Raw genomic sequence first — 19,081 nt, 5'->3', positions numbered from 1 at the left:
TATGGTTTTAATATGTTTATAGTTTTCCGGTTGCGGTTAAATAATCTACTCTTGCTATGATGGCATCGTATAAGGCTGCGATATAGTTGGTTTGTGCGGCTTTCAAGTCTACATCAGCAGCATTGATCTCTGTATTGGATCCAGTACCTGCTTCGTATTTTTTCTTAGTTTGCTGGTACACTTTTTCTGCCAGTGTCATATTGTTTTTCTGAAAATCCAAAGTAGCAATAGCAGTTTTGTATTTCAATCTTGCCTGCTCAACGGATTGATCAATATTCAATTTCAGGTTTTCCAATTGATTGCTGGTTTGTTCCAGTTCAATTTTAGCCTTCTTAATTCTGGCATCTTTTGCAAACCCACTGAAAATTGGAACAGAGATATTTAATCCGATAGAGGAAGCAGTAAACCAATCTCCTTTACCAAAAAAGTTAAACTGATTTCTTTGCGCCAGCTTGCTATAAGATGCACCCAGGGCAACGGTAGGCAATTTGCTCAGCTCGTATCTTTTTACATTGTAATTATTCAATTGCTTGGCTGTAGAAAGATATTGAAAATCCTTGCGATCCTGGTAGTTATACTCCTGCTTGGTAACGTCATCTTTAATCTGATTATAATCGAGAGTGTCTGTTAAAACCAGTGTATCTGCAGCCGGCATACCAATAAGCGTCTTAAGTCCAATATACCCCATGGCAATGCTGTTCATCGCCTTTATTTTCTCTGTACTTAAGTTGTTCAGCTGAACTTCAATTTTGTCAATATCAATTCTTTCCGCAAAACCGTTTTTGTATAAAGCCTTTACGTCATAATCCAATTTTTGCAATCGCTTGATATTTGCATCCAGTAATTCAATCTGGGTTTTGCTTACTACCAGTTGATAATACACTTTGTAAATATTTGTCTTGATATTTTCCTCGGTTACTTTTGCAGCGGCTTCCTGAAAATCAATGGAAGCTTTCCTTGCCTGTAAACCAATAAATACTTGTCCGTCGAATAACAACTGTTGCAGAGAAACCCCCACAGTTGAATTCCACTTTGTTCCGAATTGAGCAGCGATAAACCCAAAATCATTCGGCATTTTTATCGGGTTCCCGTTACCGTCCTTAACACCTTCATTTACCAACACCTGATAAGTGGCCGGTGAAATAAAGTTCGGAAGGGTCTGTACGGCTACATTGGGAAAATGATTCGCAGCAATGGAACCGGAAATAGTTGGTAAAGCAGACGCAGTTATTTCTTTGTTTGTTTGCATCTGAGCCTGAATGGCCAATAGGGCATTTTTTACCTGCACATTGTTCTTCTGTGCAAATGCCACTGCTTGTTGCACGCTGAATTCGTATCGGTTGGCTTTTTGTGCATTCGCTGCACCAACCAACATCAATAAACTCAGCACGCTGAACATTTTGATTTGCTTGTACATATTATTTTTCTCTTTGCTTTTTATACTTATGAATTAATTTTTGCCCTTTTGGCGTGCAAATGCCATATAAATAATGCTCCGTCAATTCCATCTCTACTTCAACCAGCGTGAATTTTCCCTGCATGAAGATTTCCGGGTTAAAGCCCAGGAATACGCTTTCAATTCTGTATCTGGATAAAATGTCAATGTTCAGGTCTTCTCTGTAGTTTCCCTCTGCAATACCCCTGATCAGATTTTCCTTAGTAATGTTTACAAAAAACTTGTTTTTGTGTGCATTCATTTTCTTGTAAGCTTCAGGATGGTACTTCTGCATTTCAAAAATGATGGCAGGATTCATGCTTGTCAACATTTCCTGAAGCATATCAAAGGCCTTGAAAACCTCATGAACTGCATTGTCGCAGCTGATTGCAATGTGGCCACATTCCTGCATGTCCTGCTCTATTTCCCTTTGAACAACTGCGTCCACCAGGCTATCCTTGTCCTTGAAATACTGATAAAGGGTCTTTTTACTGGCGCCCAAGTTGGATGCGATATCGTCCATGGTGATACTCTTTAATCCGTAACGGAAGAAGAGTTCCTGGGCTTTTTCAACAATTCTTTGCTCCATAGTTAAAAATTCGGACGCAAAACTATGGAAACTATTTTTGTAACCAAAGTTTCCATTATTATTTTTATTAAATTATTGTTAAACACCCGCTGGAGAGGGATGAGCGGTAAAACCTGCCAAACCTGATTGATTCACTGAACTCCTTTTCTTAGCCTATCTTGCAGGATATATGACTATCAAAGCCATTTTAAAACGTTTATTACAATACTTTTTTCAGGGACTGATTGTATTAGCCCCGATAGGTATTACTATTTGGGTAGTCATCAGCTTATTTAATGTGGTAGATAACTTACTACCCAGCATTCTGCAGAATCTGGCTCCGGATCTGGTAAAAAGGGATGTGAATGGCAATATAATCCGCATGCCCGGTTTGGGATTTGTGGTTGTTATTGGCCTGGTTTTCCTTGTTGGTTGGCTTTCCTCCTTATTTGCCATCAACAGAATTGTTGCTTTATTAGATACGGTTCTGGAAAAAACCCCCGGTATCAAGTTTATTTATTCTTCCGTAAAAGATTTTCTGGAAGCATTTGCGGGAAATAAGAAGAAATTTAATCAGCCTGTCCTGGTGAATGTGGACGGAGAAGATATTTGGAGAATAGGGTTTATTACCCAGGAAAGCAGCAAGGATTTCGGTTTACAGGATCACGTAACCGTTTATGTGCCTCATTCCTATGCTATTTCTGGTATTACCTATTTTGTTCCCAGACACAAGATTAAATCCCTTCCGAATATAGGTGCTGCCGATGCCATGAAATTTACTGTTTCCGGTGGAGTGACAGATGTAAATGACTAGCTATGACCATTGCAGTGAATGCTATTTTTTTTCAGGACGATTATTTAGAAGGGTATGGTCAATATGCCATTTCCATTTTCAGCATTTTGGTGCGCAGTCATCCCGAGCATCAGTTTGTATTTATTTATGACCGTCCTCATCAAAAAGAATGGATTACCGGACCCAATGTCCGCTCAGTTACCATTGGCCCTGCAGCCAGACACGTGCCTGCATTTCTGTATTGGTATAATATAAAGGCTGCATGGGAAGTGAGAAAATGCAAGGCAGACATCTGGATTCAACCTTATGGATTTTGTAGTTTGCTTTCCGGAGTGCCACAAGTATTAGTGATTCATGATTTGGCCTACAAGCATGTACCGCAGACTATTTCGTGGCATCAGCGATTGTTTTATCAGACTTTTACCCCACTTTTTCTAAAAAAAGCAAAGAGAACGATTACGGTTTCTGAATTTTCAAAACAGGATATTTTACATTATTATCCCAATAAAGCAAATTCGATTGCAGTAGTAAGTGGCGCAGCCAGAGAAGGTTTCAGGCCACTCAGCTGGGAAGAAAAAGAACAGGTTAAAGAAGCATATACAGACGGATACGAATATTTTATTTGTGTTGGTGGCATCAGTCCCCGAAAAAATATGCTCAATATTATCAAAGCGTTTTCCTTATTTAAAAAATGGCATAAAAGCAATATGAAGCTGGTTTTCGCAGGCAGGCTTGCCTGGCAATACCAGGATTTTATGGAGAAACTCAAGACCTACAAATACAGGAACGATGTGGTATTAACAGGATATGTAACAGATGAGATTCTTGCCAAATTGACTGCATCTTCTTATGCAGCCATTTATGTATCTCATTTTGAGGGATTTGGACTGCCGATTCTCGAAGCCATGCAATCAGGGGTACCTGTTATTACAACCAATAATTCCAGCATGACCGAAGTTGGCGGGGAGGCTGCTTTATATGCAGATTCCAATCAACCCGATACCATTGCTGCACATATGCAAACCTTGTACAAAAACGAACAGATACGGGAAAAAATGGTGCAGAAGGGGCTAACGAGAGCGCAGCAGTATAGCTGGGAGAAGGCTGCCAGCTTGTTTTGGAAGGAAATACTAGCTACCAAAGCAGATTCGTCTTAGTTTTGCGGCATTTTAAAATAATTGACCAATATGAAACAATCAACGATTACCGTTAATGTGAGTCTGGATGAAAATAAAGTACCTCAGCATATTGATTGGTCTGCATCTGATAGTACCGCAGATCTTAAGCAGGATGCTAAAGCAATGATGCTTGCTTTCTGGGATGGAGCCGATAAATCTGCCTTGCGAATTGATTTATGGACCAAAGACATGATGGTGGATGAAATGGCTGATTTTTACTACCAGACTTTTATGGGTATGGCCGACACTTTTATGAGAGCAACCCAGCAACAGGAACTGGTAGAAGACATGAAAGCACATGCGAAAACATTTTACAAGAAGTTTCGTGATTCACAAATCAATCAAAATAAATAATTATGAGTCTGGAAATACAAGTGATGGGCGTGATGAAAGACGCCATGAAAGCAAAAGATGAAGCCTTGCTGAGAGGGCTAAGAGCTATTAAAGCAGAAATCATTAAAGCCAAAACCGAACCAGGTGCCAATGGCCAGATTAATGAAGAGCAGGAACAAAAGCTGTTACAAAAACTGGTAAAGCAAAGAAGGGATTCTCTGGAAATTTACCAGCAGCAAAACCGCGCAGACCTTGCTCAGAAAGAGTTAGAGGAAATTGCCGTGATTGAAAAATTTCTTCCGAAACAACTAAGTCAGGAAGAACTGGAAGCCGCTATCTCCGCAATTATTGCTGAAACAGGAGCAACAACTTTGGCTGATTTAGGTAAAGTGATGGGTGTAGCATCCAAACAATTGGCGGGTAAAGCAGAGGGTAAAACAATTGCCGCTACCGTTAAAGCGTTATTGAGTAAATAACCATTATGTTTTTAGATATCGTAGTGCTGGCATTGCTGGTTCTTGCAATCGTAAAAGGATTTAAACAAGGATTGGTTTTGGCAGCACTTTCATTTATAGCCATTTTCATTGGTCTGGCAGCTGCTTTAAAATGCAGTACGCTGGTTGCCGGTTGGTTAGGCAATACGGTTAATGTAGGGGCTTCCTGGCTACCGCTTCTGGCTTTTATCCTGATTATGGCAGGGGTATTTTTCGGGGTAAGGATACTGAGTGCCATTATTGAGCAAATGCTTGAATTGTCTATGCTGGGCTGGGCTAATAAATTGGGGGGTATTCTAATGTATACCCTGCTCTATCTGACAGTATTCAGTGTGCTTATTTTTTATACCGAAAAGATGGAATTATTAAGCCAGTCAACCATTCAGTCATCTCAAACCTACCCGTATATTCATTTATGGGGACCCTTTGCTGTTGAGGGGTTGGGTATGGCCATTCCGATTTTCAAAGATTTATTCACCGATTTGACTGATTTTTTTGAAGCAATAAATAAGAATAAGGGGTGAAAATCTCTTTTATTTTGATTACTTTAGCAACAATTGCTGGGCCTTAAGAAAAACAAGCCAATGAATTACGAGTTAAAAGAAATTGATAAGTATAAGTTTATAGAAGAAGGGGAAGGAGAGACTTTGCTGCTCTTGCACGGACTATTTGGTGCCATGAGCAATTTTGCGGATTTAATTGAACATTTCAGAAAGAGCCACCGTGTAGTGGTGCCTATTTTACCATTATTCGATTTAGATATTTTTCATACCAGTGTAGGCGGATTGGAAAAATTCGTTCACAAATTCATTGAAACCAGAGGATATACCGACATACATTTATTAGGTAATTCTTTGGGCGGACACGTTGCATTGGTGCATGTATTAAAGCATCCTGAAAAAATTAAAACCCTTACACTAACAGGTAGCAGTGGTTTATTTGAAAACGGAATGGGTGATAGTTATCCTAAGAGAGGTGACTATGAATACATCAGAAAGAAAACCGAATTAACTTTTTATGATCCTGCCATGGCTACCAAGGAACTGGTAGACGAAGTTTTTGAAATTACCAATAGCAGGGTTAAAGTGATTAAAATTATTGCACTCGCCAAAAGTGCCATCCGCAACAACCTCGGCGAAGAATTAAATCAAATTAAACAACCCACTTGCTTAATCTGGGGCAACAACGATACCATTACCCCTCCGTTTGTAGGTAAGGAGTTCAACAAGTTGATTCCCAACAGTGAATTACACTTTATTGATAAATGCGGACACGCGCCAATGATGGAAGTGCCTGATGAATTTAATGTGATCCTGGAAGGCTTTTTAGGTAAACACAAAGGATAATTAAGGGTGTTGCCTGAATCATTTTGTACATTTGTACTTCAATGGTTGTATCGCAAATAGTAAATACCAGTTTCCCCTCGCTGAATATTTCGGACAAGCCATCTTTTGCTTTGCAGCTAATGGATGACTATGATGTACTTCATTTACCTGTTTTAAGCGAGGATAAATTTGTGGGTCTGGTTGCCAAGGAAGACATGTTGGATGCAATGGACTCAGATCTGCATTTGTCCGATCCTGAATTACTCAAAAAGTTTTCAATTGGGCCAGAAGAAAATTTACTGGGTGCTTTAAACCTGATTGCCAATCACGAGCTCTCCATTTTACCTGTTGTAAATGCACAGATGGAGTTACTTGGAGTTATACCTACCAAAGATTTCCTGAAAGCCATGTCAACTTTCCTGGGCAATGATGACAGGGGAGCGATCATTGTTCTGGAAACAGAAAAAAGAAACTTTTCATTTGGTGAGTTAAGCCGTCTGGTTGAAACCAATGATGCATATATTACTCAATTAAATACATATACGGAAGCAGGGACAGGTCTGGTTGTTATTACCATTAAAATCAATAAGCTGGAAGTATCTGATATTGTAGCCACATTCCAGCGATACGATTATGCAGTCAGACATTTTTATGGTGAAGAAGAATATGCCAATGAGCTGAAAGAAAATTACCAGCACTTACTGTCGTATCTGAATATGTAGTTACAAAAATCCGTTTCATGAAAGTTGCCATTTATAGTCGTGGCTTAGATATAGAACAAGAAAATCCTTTGTTGATTTTATTGGAAGAGCTGAGCCGCCACGATACAGAAATATTGCTTTTTAACACCTTGTTTGAACAGTTTAATATTCCTCAACAGCTTTGCAATAAAATTCAGCAGTTCTCCGGATACGAAGACCTGGATGAATCGGTCGATTGTGTCATTAGTTTAGGAGGCGATGGAACCATGTTGGATACCATTACACTAATCAGAGAAAAAAACATTCCGGTATTGGGGATTAATTTTGGCAGGCTGGGTTTTCTGGCGAGTATCAGCAGAGAAGAATTGTCTACTGCAGTGGATGCCTTGGTGAATCATACCTATCTTATTGATAAACGAACCCTGGTTCATTTGGATTCCAATGTTCCATTGTTTACCGATGCGCCTTTTGCATTGAACGAATTTACCATACACAAAAAAGACACTTCCCCCATGATTAAGATTCATACCTATATGAATGGGGAGTTCTTAAATACGTATTGGGCAGATGGATTAATTGTTTCTACCCCCACTGGTTCCACGGGTTACAATCTGAGTTGCAATGGGCCTATTTTATTTCCGGATTCTTCCAGTTTGGTCATTACACCCATTTGCCCGCACAATTTAAATGTGCGCTCCATCGTAATTCCGGATAATAATATTATTTCTTTTGAAGTAGAAGGAAGGGCAGATGAGTTTATTGTGGCAATGGATGCACGAAGGGAGTTGGTGCCTAAGACTGTTCAACTGGCCGTAAGAAAAGAATCATTTAACATTAGTTTAATACGATTAAACGAAAATACTTTTCTCTCCACGCTGCGAACCAAGCTTACCTGGGGTCTTGATAAAAGAAATTAACAAATTAGATAATGAAATTTGTTGCTATTTTACAAAGGCAACAGAAGCCCGTAGATTATATGTTGAAAAAGCTTTTAATCATTTTCTCTTTTTTATCGGCCGGAATTTCGGCGAAAGCCCAGTTAATGGAAAGCTTTTTGCATTCGGGTGAAATTGGAATTGGCGTTGGTATGGGACATTATTTTGGTGATTTGAATCCTGAAATCAGATTCAATCGACCCAAAACTTCTTTCGGTCTTTTCTACCGAAAGCAAATCAATAATTATATCAGTGTTCGCTTATCAGGAGAATATGCGCTTCTGGGGTATTCTGATAGATACAGCAACAATGATGTTCAAAGAGCCAGAAACCTGAGCTTCAATTCCAATGTTTGGGAAGTAGGCATATCCGGGGATTTCAATTTTTTCCGTTTTCAGCCCGGTTTCGAGGAATTTAGCTTTACCCCCTATATAGGACTGGGAATCGGGGCATTTTCCTATGATCCCTATGCTTATTTAGGCGGGCAGAAATATTTTTTGCGATTATTGGGCACAGAGGGGCAGGGATCATCTCTTTATTTGGACCGACAGTATTACAATCCGGTTGCCATCAGCATACCTTTTACTTTGGGTGCCAAATATGCTTTAAATGCCCGAACCAATGTATTTGCCGAATTGATTTATCGTTTTACGAATACCGACTTTTTAGATGATGTAAGTGGCCAAACCTATGCCCCGGATGCTTTTGCGCCCCTTCCGGATGGCTCTCCCAGCCCTGCATTTCTGTTACAGGACCGCAGCTACGAAACCGGTGCCTCCATTGGCATGAAGGGTAGACAGAGGGGAAATAGCCTGAAAGCCGACGCTTTTGCGACCATTAAAGTGGGGATTTCCTTCAATTTACATAACTATCGCTGCCCCACTTATTAGCAAATAAGCCAGTTTTAAGGTATTTAAATCCTTAAAAACCATTGATTTTGTTAATTTTGCACACTAAATTAAACCCATGGTTAAAAAGGAAGACCTTTTGCCGCAAATTAACAAAGACCGTTTGCCTAAACATATTGCCATCATTATGGATGGAAATGGTCGTTGGGCGGAAGAAAAAGGACAGGACCGTTTGTATGGTCATTTTCATGGGGTAGAGAGCGTTAGAGATATTGTAGAAGGTGCAGCAGAGTTAGGTGTGGGCTATCTTACCCTATATGCATTCAGCACAGAAAACTGGGACAGACCCCAACCGGAAGTGGATGGATTAATGGCATTGCTGGTTGATACCATTCGCAAAGAAGTCCCGGTATTGAACAAAAACAATATTCGTTTGCATGTGATTGGCAATACAGATTTATTACCTGATTTTGCCAAAACTGCCTTGCAGGAAGCTTTGCAGATGACAGAGAACAATACTGGCCTGAATCTCATTATGGCATTGAGTTACAGCAGCCGCTGGGAACTGGTGAATGCCGTAAAAAATATCGGGTTGGATGTTGCAAAGGGGGTGATTGATCCAAAAGAAATTACCGCAGAAACTTTGCAGCATTACCTGGCAACTAGTAACTTTCCAGACCCTGAACTGATGATCAGAACCAGTGGTGAATATAGAATCAGTAACTTTTTGTTGTACCAGCTGGCTTATGCCGAACTGTATTTTACCAATACGCGCTGGCCGGATTTCAGAAAAGAGAATCTATACGAAGCCATCATTGATTTTCAATCCAGGGAAAGGAGATTTGGCAAAACCGGCCATCAGGTGCAAACCGAGACCAGTATTGCTTAGTTTATTTAACAAACAGTTTTCATTATTCGGGGTAATTTGCCCAGCTTAAAGAACCAAATTAATTGCTGCGTGTGCGGAAATAACCAACCGCCAACAGAACAAACAGAAACGGGATGCATAAAGTGTTTAAATTATCGGTGTTCGCTTTAGTTGTTTTATTATTTACTAAACCTGCATTTGCACAACAAACTTCTGATACAACCATCCGCTCTATTGACGCAGATTTGATCAATCTTTTCAACCAAAAGACCCCCAAAAAATATAAGATTGCTGCGGTGAAAGTAGTGGGGAACAGTTTTTTTGATGAGAACTTGTTAATCTCTATAGCCAACCTGAATATTGGAGACGAGGTTACCATTCCGGGGGGCGACAATTTTTCCAAAGCCATTACCAAACTCTGGAGCCAGAATTATTTTAGCGATGTTGAAATATATATTACCAAGCTGGAAGGCAAGGAAATTGATATTGAAATTTCAGTTACCGAACGTCCACGTTTGTCTAATTTCTTCTTTAAAGGCATTCCAAAAGGTCAGGCAGATGAATTAAGAGGTAAAACAGGATTGGTTCCAAACCGTGTGGTTACAGAAAACATGAAAATCACAGCTTCTGAAGTAATCAAGAAGTTTTATGGAGAAAAGGGATACAGAGATACCAAAGTAAAAATAGCCGAAAGAAGAGATACCACATTTGCCAATACCCTTGCGTTGGATTTCTTTATTGAAAAAGGACCTAAGGTAAAAATCAACAATATCAATTTTGGTGACGTTACCATTGATGATGTTAAACTGAAAAAACAGCTGAAGGGATCAAAGGAAAGGTCCAGACTTACTTTGTTCCCTGTAATGGACAGTGGTAGAATTGTGGTTCCAAAGAACTACACTTTCGAAGAATACCTGAAAGAAAGAGGCTATTTAACTTTCAGTAAAACAAAGCGCGTGATGGATCCTTACATGAGGATCAAGTTCAGTTCTGCCAAATTCGATGAAAAGAAATATATAGAAGACAAGGAAGCTTTACTGGAATATTATAACACTTTAGGATACAGAGATGCGGTGATTGACAAAGACACAGTGTACAGTGTGGGTAACGGTAACCTGAACATCGACCTAAAGATGAACGAAGGAAGAAAATATTACTTCGGTAATATTAGCTGGAGAGGGAACACCAAGTATTCTGATTCTATTTTAACTGCTATCCTGGGAATTAAAAAAGGAGATATCTATAACTTGGATGTGCTAAACAAGAAGCTGGGTAAATCTTCTACTCCGGATGGAATGGATATCAGTGGATTGTATCAGGATGATGGTTATTTGTTCTTCAGAACTGAGCCTATTGAAACAGCGGTTTACAACGATACTATCGATTTTGAGATTCGTATTATTGAAGGCCCGCAGGCCACCATTAAAAATGTTCGTATTGCAGGTAATGACCGTACCAAGGAATATGTAATCAGAAGAGAAATCAGAACCATTCCGGGTGAGAAATTCAGTCGTCAGTTATTGATTCGTTCGGTGCGTGAATTGGCTCAGTTGAATTATTTTAATCAGGAAAAAATTACTCCGAATCCGGTACCCAATCAGGAGGACGGAACGGTGGATATTAACTATAGCGTTGAAGAAAAATCCAGTGATCAGCTGGAGCTAAGTGCAGGATGGGGTGGCTTGATTGGATTAACCGGAACCCTTGGCGTATCCTTCAATAACTTTTCTGCTAAAAATTTATTCAAGAAAACAGCCTGGGATCCCTTGCCAATGGGGGATGGGCAGAAATTGAGTTTGCGTGTTCAGAGTAATGGACGTGCATTCCGTTCTTACAATTTCTCCTTTACTGAACCCTGGTTAGGCGGTAAAAAAAGAAATGCGTTAACCATCAGCGTTTTCAATACCAAGTTTGGTCAGACATTTGATCCGCTAACTGGTCGTTTTGATCCAAGAATTGCCAGCGAGCGATATATTTCTACCACAGGTGCAACGGCAAGTATTGCCCGTCAATTGAAATGGCCGGATGACTATTTCTCTTTATCAATGGGTTTAAACTATACCCGTTATAAATTGAGCAACTACGCCATTGATCCTACCAACTTACCTGGTTTTGACAATGGTATAGTAAACAACCTGAACTTCAGAATTGCTTTACAGCGTTCTTCTATAGACCAGCCGATGTTCCCCAAAACAGGGTCCAACTTCCTGGCCAGTCTGCAGATTACACCGCCTTACTCTTTAATCAATAGCAACTTTAATCCCGCAGACAATCCATACAAATGGATTGAATACCATAAATGGCGCTTTAACGGAGAATGGTTTGTGCCATTGGGTAAACCACATGGAGAAGACCGCAACAAGCAGTTTGTAATGCGATTTGCTGCGAAGTTTGGTTTTGTTGGCAGATTCAATGAAAAGTTACAGATTTCTCCATTCGAACGTTTCCAGGTAGGGGATGCCGGTTTAACCAACCAGTTTGCCTTATTGGGATTTGATATTGTGGCACACAGAGGTTATCCGGTATACGATAACTCCAATCCACGTGTAAACCCCGATCAGCAAAGAGCCAGCCAATACTTTACCATCTTTAATAAGTACACGATGGAATTGAGGTATCCGCTTAGCTTAAACCCAAGCAGTACCATTTTTGGATTGGCTTTCTTTGAAGCAGCCAACGGCTGGTATTCCTTTAAAGATTACAATCCATTCCAGCTTAGAAGATCGGTGGGTCTGGGTATGCGATTCTTTTTACCTATGTTTGGATTGCTCGGATTCGATTATGGCATAGGATTGGATAGGTTTAATGGAACCAATCAGTTAAGGGATGCAGCACGCTTTACCTTTATGCTTGGATTTGAACCTGAATAACCATAAAATGATCGGTATGAAAAAAATTTTAGTTGCTTTTACCACCCTTGTATTGCTTACAACAGCAGTTAGCGCTCAACAACGCTATGCAATTATCGACACCAAGTATATTCTGAGTAAAATACCGGAATACCGAGACGCAGATAAAAAGCTGCAGCTGGTAGGGGAACAATGGCAAAAAGAAATTGACGACAAGCAGGCCATCCTCGACAAAATGTACAAAAACTACGAGGCAGAGCAGGTTATGTTAACGGAGGAATTAAAGAAAAAAAGGGAAGACGAGCTTTTTGTAAAAGAAAAAGAGATCAGGGATCTGCAAAAAAAGCGCTTCGGATACGAGGGGGATTTGTTCAAAGAGCGCCAAAAATTAGTTAAACCTATTCAGGATAAAGTATACAATGCCATCCAAAAAATAGCGGTAGCAAGGGTTTATGATTTTATCTTGGATAAAAGTGAAGGAATTACCGTTATATTTGCCGACCCCAAACTGGATAAATCCGATGAGGTTTTGAGAGAGTTGGGCATTAAAAACTAGTTAATCAAAAACAAACAATAAATTTCATTACAATGAAAAAATTTCTCTTTGTGTGTGTGGCAATCGCTGCGGTTACACTTTTCTCTAACAGCGCCAGCGCTCAGGTTAAAATTGGTTATTTTGATGAGCAAGCCGCCCTTTCTTTGTTCCCTGGTATTGCTAAAATTGATACCCTTTTAAATAGCTACAGAATAGATTCTTTGCAGGAAGAATACAAATACACTTTGGCTGACTACCAACGCAGAGACAGCATCTTCAAGAAAGATTCTGCAACTATGCCTCCTAAAGCAAGAGAAATGGCAACCAGAGAATTACTACAGGCCCGTTACAAATTGGTTAACTGGACTGAATATTCTCAGCAAATGGAACAAGCTAAATACGAAGAACTGGTTGATCCATACAGACAAAAATTATATGCTGCCGTTCAGGAAGTAGTTGCTGAGCAGAAGTATACTTTGGTTTTAAAGGCTGAAACCATTTCTCCTTATGTAAGACCAAACTTATTGGATAATATCACTATCCGCGCTGCACAAAAATTAAAACTTCCTTTACCAAAGGAAATTGAAGATGCATGGAAAGCAGCTACAGGAAGCAGCACAACAACTCCTGCTAAGCCAGCGGCTAAGCCTGCAGGTAAAGGATAGTTCTGAATACAAACACTGTAAACTGAATTATATAGCCTCTCTGATTGATTTCAGAGAGGCTTTTTGTTTTTATCTTTAGGCCCATGCAACCATCAGCACCCATCGGCGTTTTTGATAGTGGATACGGAGGATTAACCATTTTAAAAGAACTGGTGAATGCGCTGCCCCAATACGATTATCTATACCTGGGAGACAATGCCAGAGCACCTTACGGCACCCGATCCTTTGAAACGGTATATCAATATACTTTAGAGGCAGTTGAATGGTTTTTTGAGCAGGGTTGTGAACTGGTAATATTGGCTTGTAATACGGCATCAGCAAAGGCCTTGCGAACAATACAACAAAAAGATTTGGCCAATTACGGGCCATCTAAAAGGGTTCTCGGGGTGATCAGACCCACCGCTGAAGTGATTGGTCGTTTCTCAGAATCGGGCCAGCTAGGGGTATTGGCAACCAAGGGAACGGTCATCAGCGAAAGCTATATTCTGGAAATAGCCCATTTCTTTCCTGAAATGGCTGTGTATCAGCAGGCCTGCCCCATGTGGGTGCCCTTGATTGAAAACGGAGCGCATGAAGGGTCAGGAGCAGACTATTTTGTAAAAGAAAGCCTTGATCAGTTGTTACAACAATCCCCTGCTATTGATACCATTTTACTGGCTTGCACCCATTATCCGTTACTAATACCTAAAATTTCTGCTATTTTGCCCAATCATATTCAGCTGATTGCTCAGGGAGAAATTGTAGCCCAAAGCCTGGCTCATTACCTGGAAAGGCACCCTGCAATGGAGGATAAATGTTCCAAAAAAGGGCAAATCAGGTTCTGTACCACCGATTCCACCGCCGATTTTGATGAAAAAGGGGCTATTTTCTTCGGAAAATCCTTAAAATCGGAGCATATACTATTGGGTCATTAATCTTTTTTACTTAATTTTGCCGTCCTTTCACAAGCGGCGGTATGGTGACTGCAGCACTGAAATGAAACCATATTTTAGGGTTAGTAAAAAAAGACATCAATGAAACGTACATTCCAACCACACAAGCGTCGTCGTAAAACCGTTCACGGTTTCCGTAAGCGTATGGAGACTGCTAATGGCCGTAAAGTATTGGCAAGCCGCAGAGCGAAAGGTCGCAAGAAACTTACTGTTTCCAGCGAAAAAGGATTAAAGTAATCCCCTCATCCTCTCTGAGGAAACAGGAATCAATTGAATCCTGTTGGGCAAATCATATTGAGCTCCGTCTTTGTGACGGAGCTTTTTTAGTTTTGTAAAGTATGGCTATCAAAAACACTTATTCCCAAAACGAAAAATTAAAAAGCAGAAAAGCTTTGGAAGGGCTATTTGCCAGGGGTAAGTCGTTTAGTATTTTCCCGATTAAAGTGTTTTACACCTTGTCGGAAGAAGTTAATTCAGGCAATGTTCAAGCCGGTGTAGGTGTGAGTTCAAGGATTTTTAAGAAAGCCAATGACCGAAACAGGGTTAAACGATTGTTGCGCGAAGTATACAGAACACAAAAGCACCCGCTTTATGCTGCCATGGAACAAAAGACATCAACTTTAGATGTTTTCTTTTTGTACATAGGTAAAGAGCTCCCTGAGTTTGCCGCACTAAAGGAAACTATGGAAAAAGTCCTGGAAAAATTGGTTCGAAAAATCAGTGAAACCGAAAGCCATGTGTAGCGGTTGTAATCCCCCAATAACTTCTGAGAAAAGCCGGCAAAGCCAATTTTCTATAACCCGTTTGCTTGGCTATGTATTGATCCCATTCATTAAAATATATCAATACATTATATCTCCTGTGATGGGGCCTAAGTGCAGATTTATACCCACTTGTTCTCAATACGGAGAAGAAGCCTTAAAAAAATATGGTCTTTTTAAAGGAGGATGGTTGCTTGTTAAGCGACTCAGCAAATGCAGACCTGGCGGAGGTTCCGGCTGGGATCCGGTTCCTTAAATTTATTCAGGCGCAACAGTAAGCGCTCTGAGTTTAGTAATCATCTCTCTGATTTCCTTGATGCTATAGAAACGATAAATCTCAGGATCTTTTCCGTCAACTTTTTCTGCAGAACGCATTTGGTGATAAGGACCCACTACCTGCGCCTGAGGGTTGCTGGTAATCAATGTTGCCTGGTTAGGTAAAATGAAATAGTTTCTGTTGGCGGCAGTTACATTTTTACCCTCGCTTAATAATTGTAAAGAATCAATTTTTTGCGCCAGGCTTTCCTGCGTAATTACTTTTTGAGCCTGAGAAGCACTGGTATAGGGTTGATAACTGCCGATGATTGTGTCATTTTTTACGTTGATGACATACAGACCATTTTCTTTTAACTCAACGGTAGCTTCACCTGCCGGTGTATTGAGTTTAAAACTGATATTGGCCTTGTTTACAGCTACCAGTTTTTCTTCATGACCTGCGCCGTCTTTTGCCTGAATGGTTCCTGCATTTAAATCCACTGTGGCATCTCCCTTACTCATGATGATAATGGTTTTATCATTTCCGGCACAGGCGATTAATAAACTGCTAACAACAAAAAAGGCAAATAGGTTTTTCATACAACTATATTTAAAAAAAATCACGCTGCAGATACCTACAGCGTGATGTGAAAATACAAGATTTTATTTACTTGGCTGCTGCAAAACGCTCAGCAACTTTGCTCCAGTTAACTACATTCCAGAAAGCAGCTAAATAATCTGCTCTGCGGTTCTGGTATTTAAGATAGTATGCATGCTCCCAAACATCCGCTCCTAAGATGGGAGTTCCTTTTACTTCAGCAACATCCATTAAGGGGTTGTCCTGATTGGGAGTAGAACTTACTTCCAGTTTACCGTCTTTTACAATTAACCAGGCCCAACCGCTACCAAAACGAGTCATCCCTGCGTTTGCAAATTTTTCTTTGAACGCATCGAATGAGCCAAAAGCAGCATTGATGACATCTGCTAATTCACCTGAAGGTGTTCCACCTGCATTGGCTGCAAGGCTTTCCCAGAAGAAAGTATGGTTCCAGTGACCGCCACCGTTGTTGCGAACAGCAGGGCTAATGCTGCCTGCAGCTTTCACCAATTCTTCCAAAGACTTGCCTTCGTTGGGTGTACCAGCGATGGCTTTGTTTAAATTGTCAACATAAGCCTGATGGTGCTTACCATGGTGAATTTGCATGGTAGTAGTGTCGATATGTGGCTCAAGCGCATCGTGCGCATAGGGTAAAGGTGCTAGTGTAAATGACATAATATTTCTATTTAAAATGTGTATGAATGAATTACAAATTTACGCGGCATTGGTTTAAATGGCTGTTAAATCAATAAATTCTTTCGGAATTCGACATAAATCAAGAGTCTGTCTTAAAATCAAACGCTCACGGCCGAGAAATGCAATTACCTTAACCCAAAAACTCACGAAAACTAGCATTTCTCGAATACTCGCTTATTTATTTTAAGACAGACAATACCATTTATTGCCGAATGCTCACTTAGTTCTTTTAGTTTAAAAATGTACATCTATCTATCTAATACTGGCATTGTGTAGCCATGCTCTTCAATTTCACTAAGATCCTTGATTAAATAAGTCTTTCCGTTTTTAAGTAAGTAATTACAATTACTTATCTCTAATACATGCTTATACAGATGATCAGTGATATATAATACTCCCCAAATTCGATACCAAAGTATCAGGATGTTAAGTTAATGATTAGTTGTTAAAACTGTGGTACAATTTTGTGATTTAATAGATTCTTCAAACCGGTCATTGGGTGTTGTCTTAGCCCCCTAAATGACTGGACTGATTTTTTAATTCAGTTTAGAACATTAAATTTAGGGAACCATGAGTACAAAACGTCGAAGTTGGAGTGTTGAACAGAAGCTTCAGCTCATCCAGGAAGTGGATCAGTACGGGCTTACTGAGACGCTACGCAAGCACAATGTGGCACAATCGTTATTCCATCGTTGGAAGAAGGAGTTCAATCAGGATGGGATAGCTGGTTTACGGTCCAAGTATCACACCATTGATCCGGAAGTCAAACAGTTACAGTCTGAGAATGAACGTTTGAAACGGATCATTGCGAACCAGGCTTTGGAGCTTGAGTTCAAAACCGAGCTTTTAAAAAAAAGCCGTTAAAGGTTCAGGATGTAAGATCCTGTATCCAGCTCTTTGAAAGTAAGATAAAGGTTAGTCGGATGCTGCAATGGTGTGGTGTTAATCGGAGTAGCTTCTATTACCGATGTAAATCGGGAAAACAAGGCAGAAAGCCATCGACCCATACTCTGATGAAGGATGGTAATGAGCTCAGCAACATCAGCGTGATTATTGCTGTAAAGTTTATTTTAGGCATTGAGTTTGTTGACTATGGATACCGGGTGATGACTTCCAGTCTTCGACAGGAAGGTTTTCTAATCAATAGGAAAAAGGTGTACAGGCTGATGGCGGAGCAAGGTTTGCTGTATTGTAGTAAAATTCAGGTTAAGACAGACAAGCGTAAGTTTGTTCAGTACTACACTCAACAAGCCGAAGCGCCGATGCAGCAGCTGTGTATGGACATCAAGTACCTTCATATCCATGGTGCAGGTCGTAATGCATTGGTGTTGACTGTGCTCGATGTATATAGTCGCAAGATCTTGGGACAGCTTCTTTGGTGGCGTATCCGAAAGGAACAGGTGAAGTGGTTGCTTAGCCGGATTATTGAAAAACATCCTGTTAAGGGTATCACCATCAGAAACGACAACGGAAGTCAGTTCATTGCCCAGCTTGTGAGGGATTACCTCAAAGAGATGCAAGTAGACCAAGAATTTACCCATGTTGCCACTCCGGAGGAGAACTCTTTCATAGAAGCATATCACAGCATTGTAGAGCGAACCATTGAACGCAGATATGAGTTTGAATCGATCTATGATGCCGGCCTGGTCATGAACAGGTGGAAAAAGCATTACAATGAAAGAAGGCTACACGGAAGCTTAGGTGATCAATCACCACAACAGGCCTGGGATGACTATTATACTGGTCGTTGATCTGCTTAGGCAACCTGAAGCCGCAAAGCCGGAGGAAAAGTCAAGGCCGGTGGTTGAAGGCCCTTGTGAAAAGGCCACCACCGCTTCGTATAGCCTTGAGTTTTCTGCAGGCGAGGCTATCTTTGCCAAAAGCAGAGAAAAAACAGCCCAAAACAGACTAACCAATATTGAACTTTTGTCTAGTTTTTAAGGGGTCGAGACACCTATAAAAACCGAAAAGAAAAAATCCTAAACTTTCAGATCAACTACTAACTATTACAACTTATTACTTGAACTTAGAAATGACTATCTTTGATTGTAAACAAAATCCAGGATTTAGAAAAACACCTGTAAAGTAATACCCGGATTAATTTTTAAATGTGTAAGGTTTTTTTAGGACGTGACATTTCGTCTCAGTTCTCTACTAATAGTAGAAGGATTGACGCCCAAATAATCCGCTATCTTTTTTTGTTTCATTCCATCCTCAACAAAGGCCTCAATCTGATATCTTTGTACCAAACTAAGTTGAGTGTAATTTTTTGTCATAGTAACCAAAAAGTCGCACTACTTGGTCAAAAGGCA

At 40.2% G+C, this 19,081-nt stretch carries 25 protein-coding genes; 20 read left to right on the top strand and 5 right to left on the bottom strand.

Annotated elements, in window-relative coordinates:
* Positions 1-16: 16 nt before the first annotated feature.
* Positions 17-1,417: a TolC family protein gene (locus F777_RS0101520; protein WP_026750503.1), complete on the bottom strand. Its 1,401-nt coding sequence runs from the start codon at positions 1,415-1,417 to the stop codon at positions 17-19.
* 1 nt (position 1,418) lies between these two features.
* Complete coding sequence (locus F777_RS0101515; protein WP_026750502.1) at positions 1,419-2,024, bottom strand: TetR/AcrR family transcriptional regulator; 606 nt, start codon at positions 2,022-2,024, stop codon at positions 1,419-1,421.
* 169 nt (positions 2,025-2,193) lie between these two features.
* Here F777_RS0101515 and F777_RS0101505 point away from each other — a divergent pair, with 169 nt between their 5' ends.
* From F777_RS0101505 to yidD, 17 genes are all read left to right on the top strand, one after another.
* On the top strand, positions 2,194-2,817 hold the full coding sequence (locus F777_RS0101505) for a DUF502 domain-containing protein (protein WP_026750501.1): 624 nt from the start codon (positions 2,194-2,196) through the stop codon (positions 2,815-2,817).
* A gap of 2 nt (positions 2,818-2,819) precedes the next feature.
* Positions 2,820-3,953, top strand: coding sequence for a glycosyltransferase family 4 protein (locus tag F777_RS15290; RefSeq protein WP_037369018.1), 1,134 nt, complete (start codon positions 2,820-2,822; stop codon positions 3,951-3,953).
* Between the two features lie 30 nt (positions 3,954-3,983).
* Positions 3,984-4,328, top strand: coding sequence for a gliding motility protein GldC (gldC, locus tag F777_RS0101495; RefSeq protein ID WP_026750500.1), 345 nt, complete (start codon positions 3,984-3,986; stop codon positions 4,326-4,328).
* Between the two features lie 2 nt (positions 4,329-4,330).
* On the top strand, positions 4,331-4,783 hold the full coding sequence (locus tag F777_RS0101490; protein WP_026750499.1) for a GatB/YqeY domain-containing protein: 453 nt from the start codon (positions 4,331-4,333) through the stop codon (positions 4,781-4,783).
* Positions 4,784-4,788: 5 nt separating this feature from the next.
* Positions 4,789-5,325 carry a CvpA family protein gene (locus tag F777_RS0101485; protein ID WP_026750498.1) on the top strand — a complete coding sequence of 179 codons (537 nt, stop codon included), beginning with the start codon at positions 4,789-4,791 and terminating at the stop codon, positions 5,323-5,325.
* A gap of 60 nt (positions 5,326-5,385) precedes the next feature.
* On the top strand, positions 5,386-6,147 hold the full coding sequence (locus F777_RS0101480; RefSeq protein WP_026750497.1) for an alpha/beta fold hydrolase: 762 nt from the start codon (positions 5,386-5,388) through the stop codon (positions 6,145-6,147).
* Positions 6,148-6,188: 41 nt separating this feature from the next.
* On the top strand, positions 6,189-6,848 hold the full coding sequence (locus F777_RS0101475) for a CBS domain-containing protein (protein ID WP_026750496.1): 660 nt from the start codon (positions 6,189-6,191) through the stop codon (positions 6,846-6,848).
* A gap of 17 nt (positions 6,849-6,865) precedes the next feature.
* Positions 6,866-7,744, top strand: coding sequence for an NAD kinase (locus F777_RS0101470; protein ID WP_026750495.1), 879 nt, complete (start codon positions 6,866-6,868; stop codon positions 7,742-7,744).
* 11 nt (positions 7,745-7,755) lie between these two features.
* Positions 7,756-8,652, top strand: coding sequence for a DUF6089 family protein (locus tag F777_RS0101465; RefSeq protein ID WP_235785872.1), 897 nt, complete (start codon positions 7,756-7,758; stop codon positions 8,650-8,652).
* 76 nt (positions 8,653-8,728) lie between these two features.
* Positions 8,729-9,499 carry an isoprenyl transferase gene (locus F777_RS0101460; RefSeq protein ID WP_026750493.1) on the top strand — a complete coding sequence of 257 codons (771 nt, stop codon included), beginning with the start codon at positions 8,729-8,731 and terminating at the stop codon, positions 9,497-9,499.
* Positions 9,500-9,612: 113 nt separating this feature from the next.
* Positions 9,613-12,348 carry a BamA/OMP85 family outer membrane protein gene (locus F777_RS0101455; RefSeq protein ID WP_026750492.1) on the top strand — a complete coding sequence of 912 codons (2,736 nt, stop codon included), beginning with the start codon at positions 9,613-9,615 and terminating at the stop codon, positions 12,346-12,348.
* 16 nt (positions 12,349-12,364) lie between these two features.
* A complete protein-coding gene (locus tag F777_RS0101450; protein ID WP_026750491.1) occupies positions 12,365-12,883 on the top strand; it encodes an OmpH/Skp family outer membrane protein in 519 nt (172 codons plus the stop codon).
* Between the two features lie 32 nt (positions 12,884-12,915).
* Positions 12,916-13,527 carry an OmpH/Skp family outer membrane protein gene (locus F777_RS0101445; protein ID WP_037369015.1) on the top strand — a complete coding sequence of 204 codons (612 nt, stop codon included), beginning with the start codon at positions 12,916-12,918 and terminating at the stop codon, positions 13,525-13,527.
* Between the two features lie 83 nt (positions 13,528-13,610).
* Positions 13,611-14,441 (top strand): glutamate racemase, encoded by an 831-nt coding sequence (gene murI / locus F777_RS0101440; protein ID WP_026750489.1) that lies wholly within the window; start codon positions 13,611-13,613, stop codon positions 14,439-14,441.
* A 99-nt stretch (positions 14,442-14,540) separates the two neighbouring features.
* The gene (rpmH, locus tag F777_RS17545) at positions 14,541-14,696 is read left to right on the top strand and encodes a 50S ribosomal protein L34 (RefSeq protein WP_071790296.1); all 156 of its coding nucleotides are present in this window, start codon (positions 14,541-14,543) and stop codon (positions 14,694-14,696) included.
* Positions 14,697-14,797: 101 nt separating this feature from the next.
* Positions 14,798-15,202, top strand: a complete 405-nt coding sequence (locus F777_RS0101435) for a ribonuclease P protein component (protein WP_026750488.1) — start codon at positions 14,798-14,800, stop codon at positions 15,200-15,202.
* Complete coding sequence (yidD, locus tag F777_RS0101430; RefSeq protein ID WP_081720437.1) at positions 15,195-15,476, top strand: membrane protein insertion efficiency factor YidD; 282 nt, start codon at positions 15,195-15,197, stop codon at positions 15,474-15,476. Before F777_RS0101435 ends, yidD begins: the two co-directional genes overlap by 8 nt.
* A gap of 2 nt (positions 15,477-15,478) precedes the next feature.
* Here yidD and F777_RS0101425 read toward each other — a convergent pair whose 3' ends face one another.
* Together F777_RS0101425 and F777_RS0101420 are read right to left on the bottom strand one after the other, a co-directional pair.
* Positions 15,479-16,075: a hypothetical protein gene (locus F777_RS0101425; protein WP_026750486.1), complete on the bottom strand. Its 597-nt coding sequence runs from the start codon at positions 16,073-16,075 to the stop codon at positions 15,479-15,481.
* A gap of 67 nt (positions 16,076-16,142) precedes the next feature.
* On the bottom strand, positions 16,143-16,748 hold the full coding sequence (locus F777_RS0101420; protein WP_026750485.1) for a superoxide dismutase: 606 nt from the start codon (positions 16,746-16,748) through the stop codon (positions 16,143-16,145).
* Between the two features lie 591 nt (positions 16,749-17,339).
* On the opposite strand from F777_RS0101420, the gene F777_RS0101415 reads away from it, so the two are divergent.
* The 3 genes from F777_RS0101415 to F777_RS0101405 are packed head-to-tail and all read left to right on the top strand — an operon-like array spanning position 17,340 to position 18,710.
* Positions 17,340-17,633 carry a transposase gene (locus F777_RS0101415; protein WP_026750484.1) on the top strand — a complete coding sequence of 98 codons (294 nt, stop codon included), beginning with the start codon at positions 17,340-17,342 and terminating at the stop codon, positions 17,631-17,633.
* A 59-nt stretch (positions 17,634-17,692) separates the two neighbouring features.
* Positions 17,693-18,520, top strand: coding sequence for an IS3 family transposase (locus tag F777_RS15285; protein WP_051408350.1), 828 nt, complete (start codon positions 17,693-17,695; stop codon positions 18,518-18,520).
* Positions 18,498-18,710, top strand: a complete 213-nt coding sequence (locus tag F777_RS0101405; RefSeq protein WP_026750482.1) for a hypothetical protein — start codon at positions 18,498-18,500, stop codon at positions 18,708-18,710. Before F777_RS15285 ends, F777_RS0101405 begins: the two co-directional genes overlap by 23 nt.
* 182 nt (positions 18,711-18,892) lie before the next feature.
* Here F777_RS0101405 and F777_RS18550 read toward each other — a convergent pair whose 3' ends face one another.
* Positions 18,893-19,045 (bottom strand): helix-turn-helix domain-containing protein, encoded by a 153-nt coding sequence (locus tag F777_RS18550; protein ID WP_081720436.1) that lies wholly within the window; start codon positions 19,043-19,045, stop codon positions 18,893-18,895.
* Between the last annotated feature and the right edge of the window lie 36 nt (positions 19,046-19,081).

The sequence above is a fragment of the Sediminibacterium sp. C3 genome (genome assembly GCF_000508085.1).
Taxonomy (GTDB): Bacteria; Bacteroidota; Bacteroidia; order Chitinophagales; family Chitinophagaceae; genus Sediminibacterium.
This window is presented reverse-complemented; position numbering and strand designations above follow the sequence as displayed.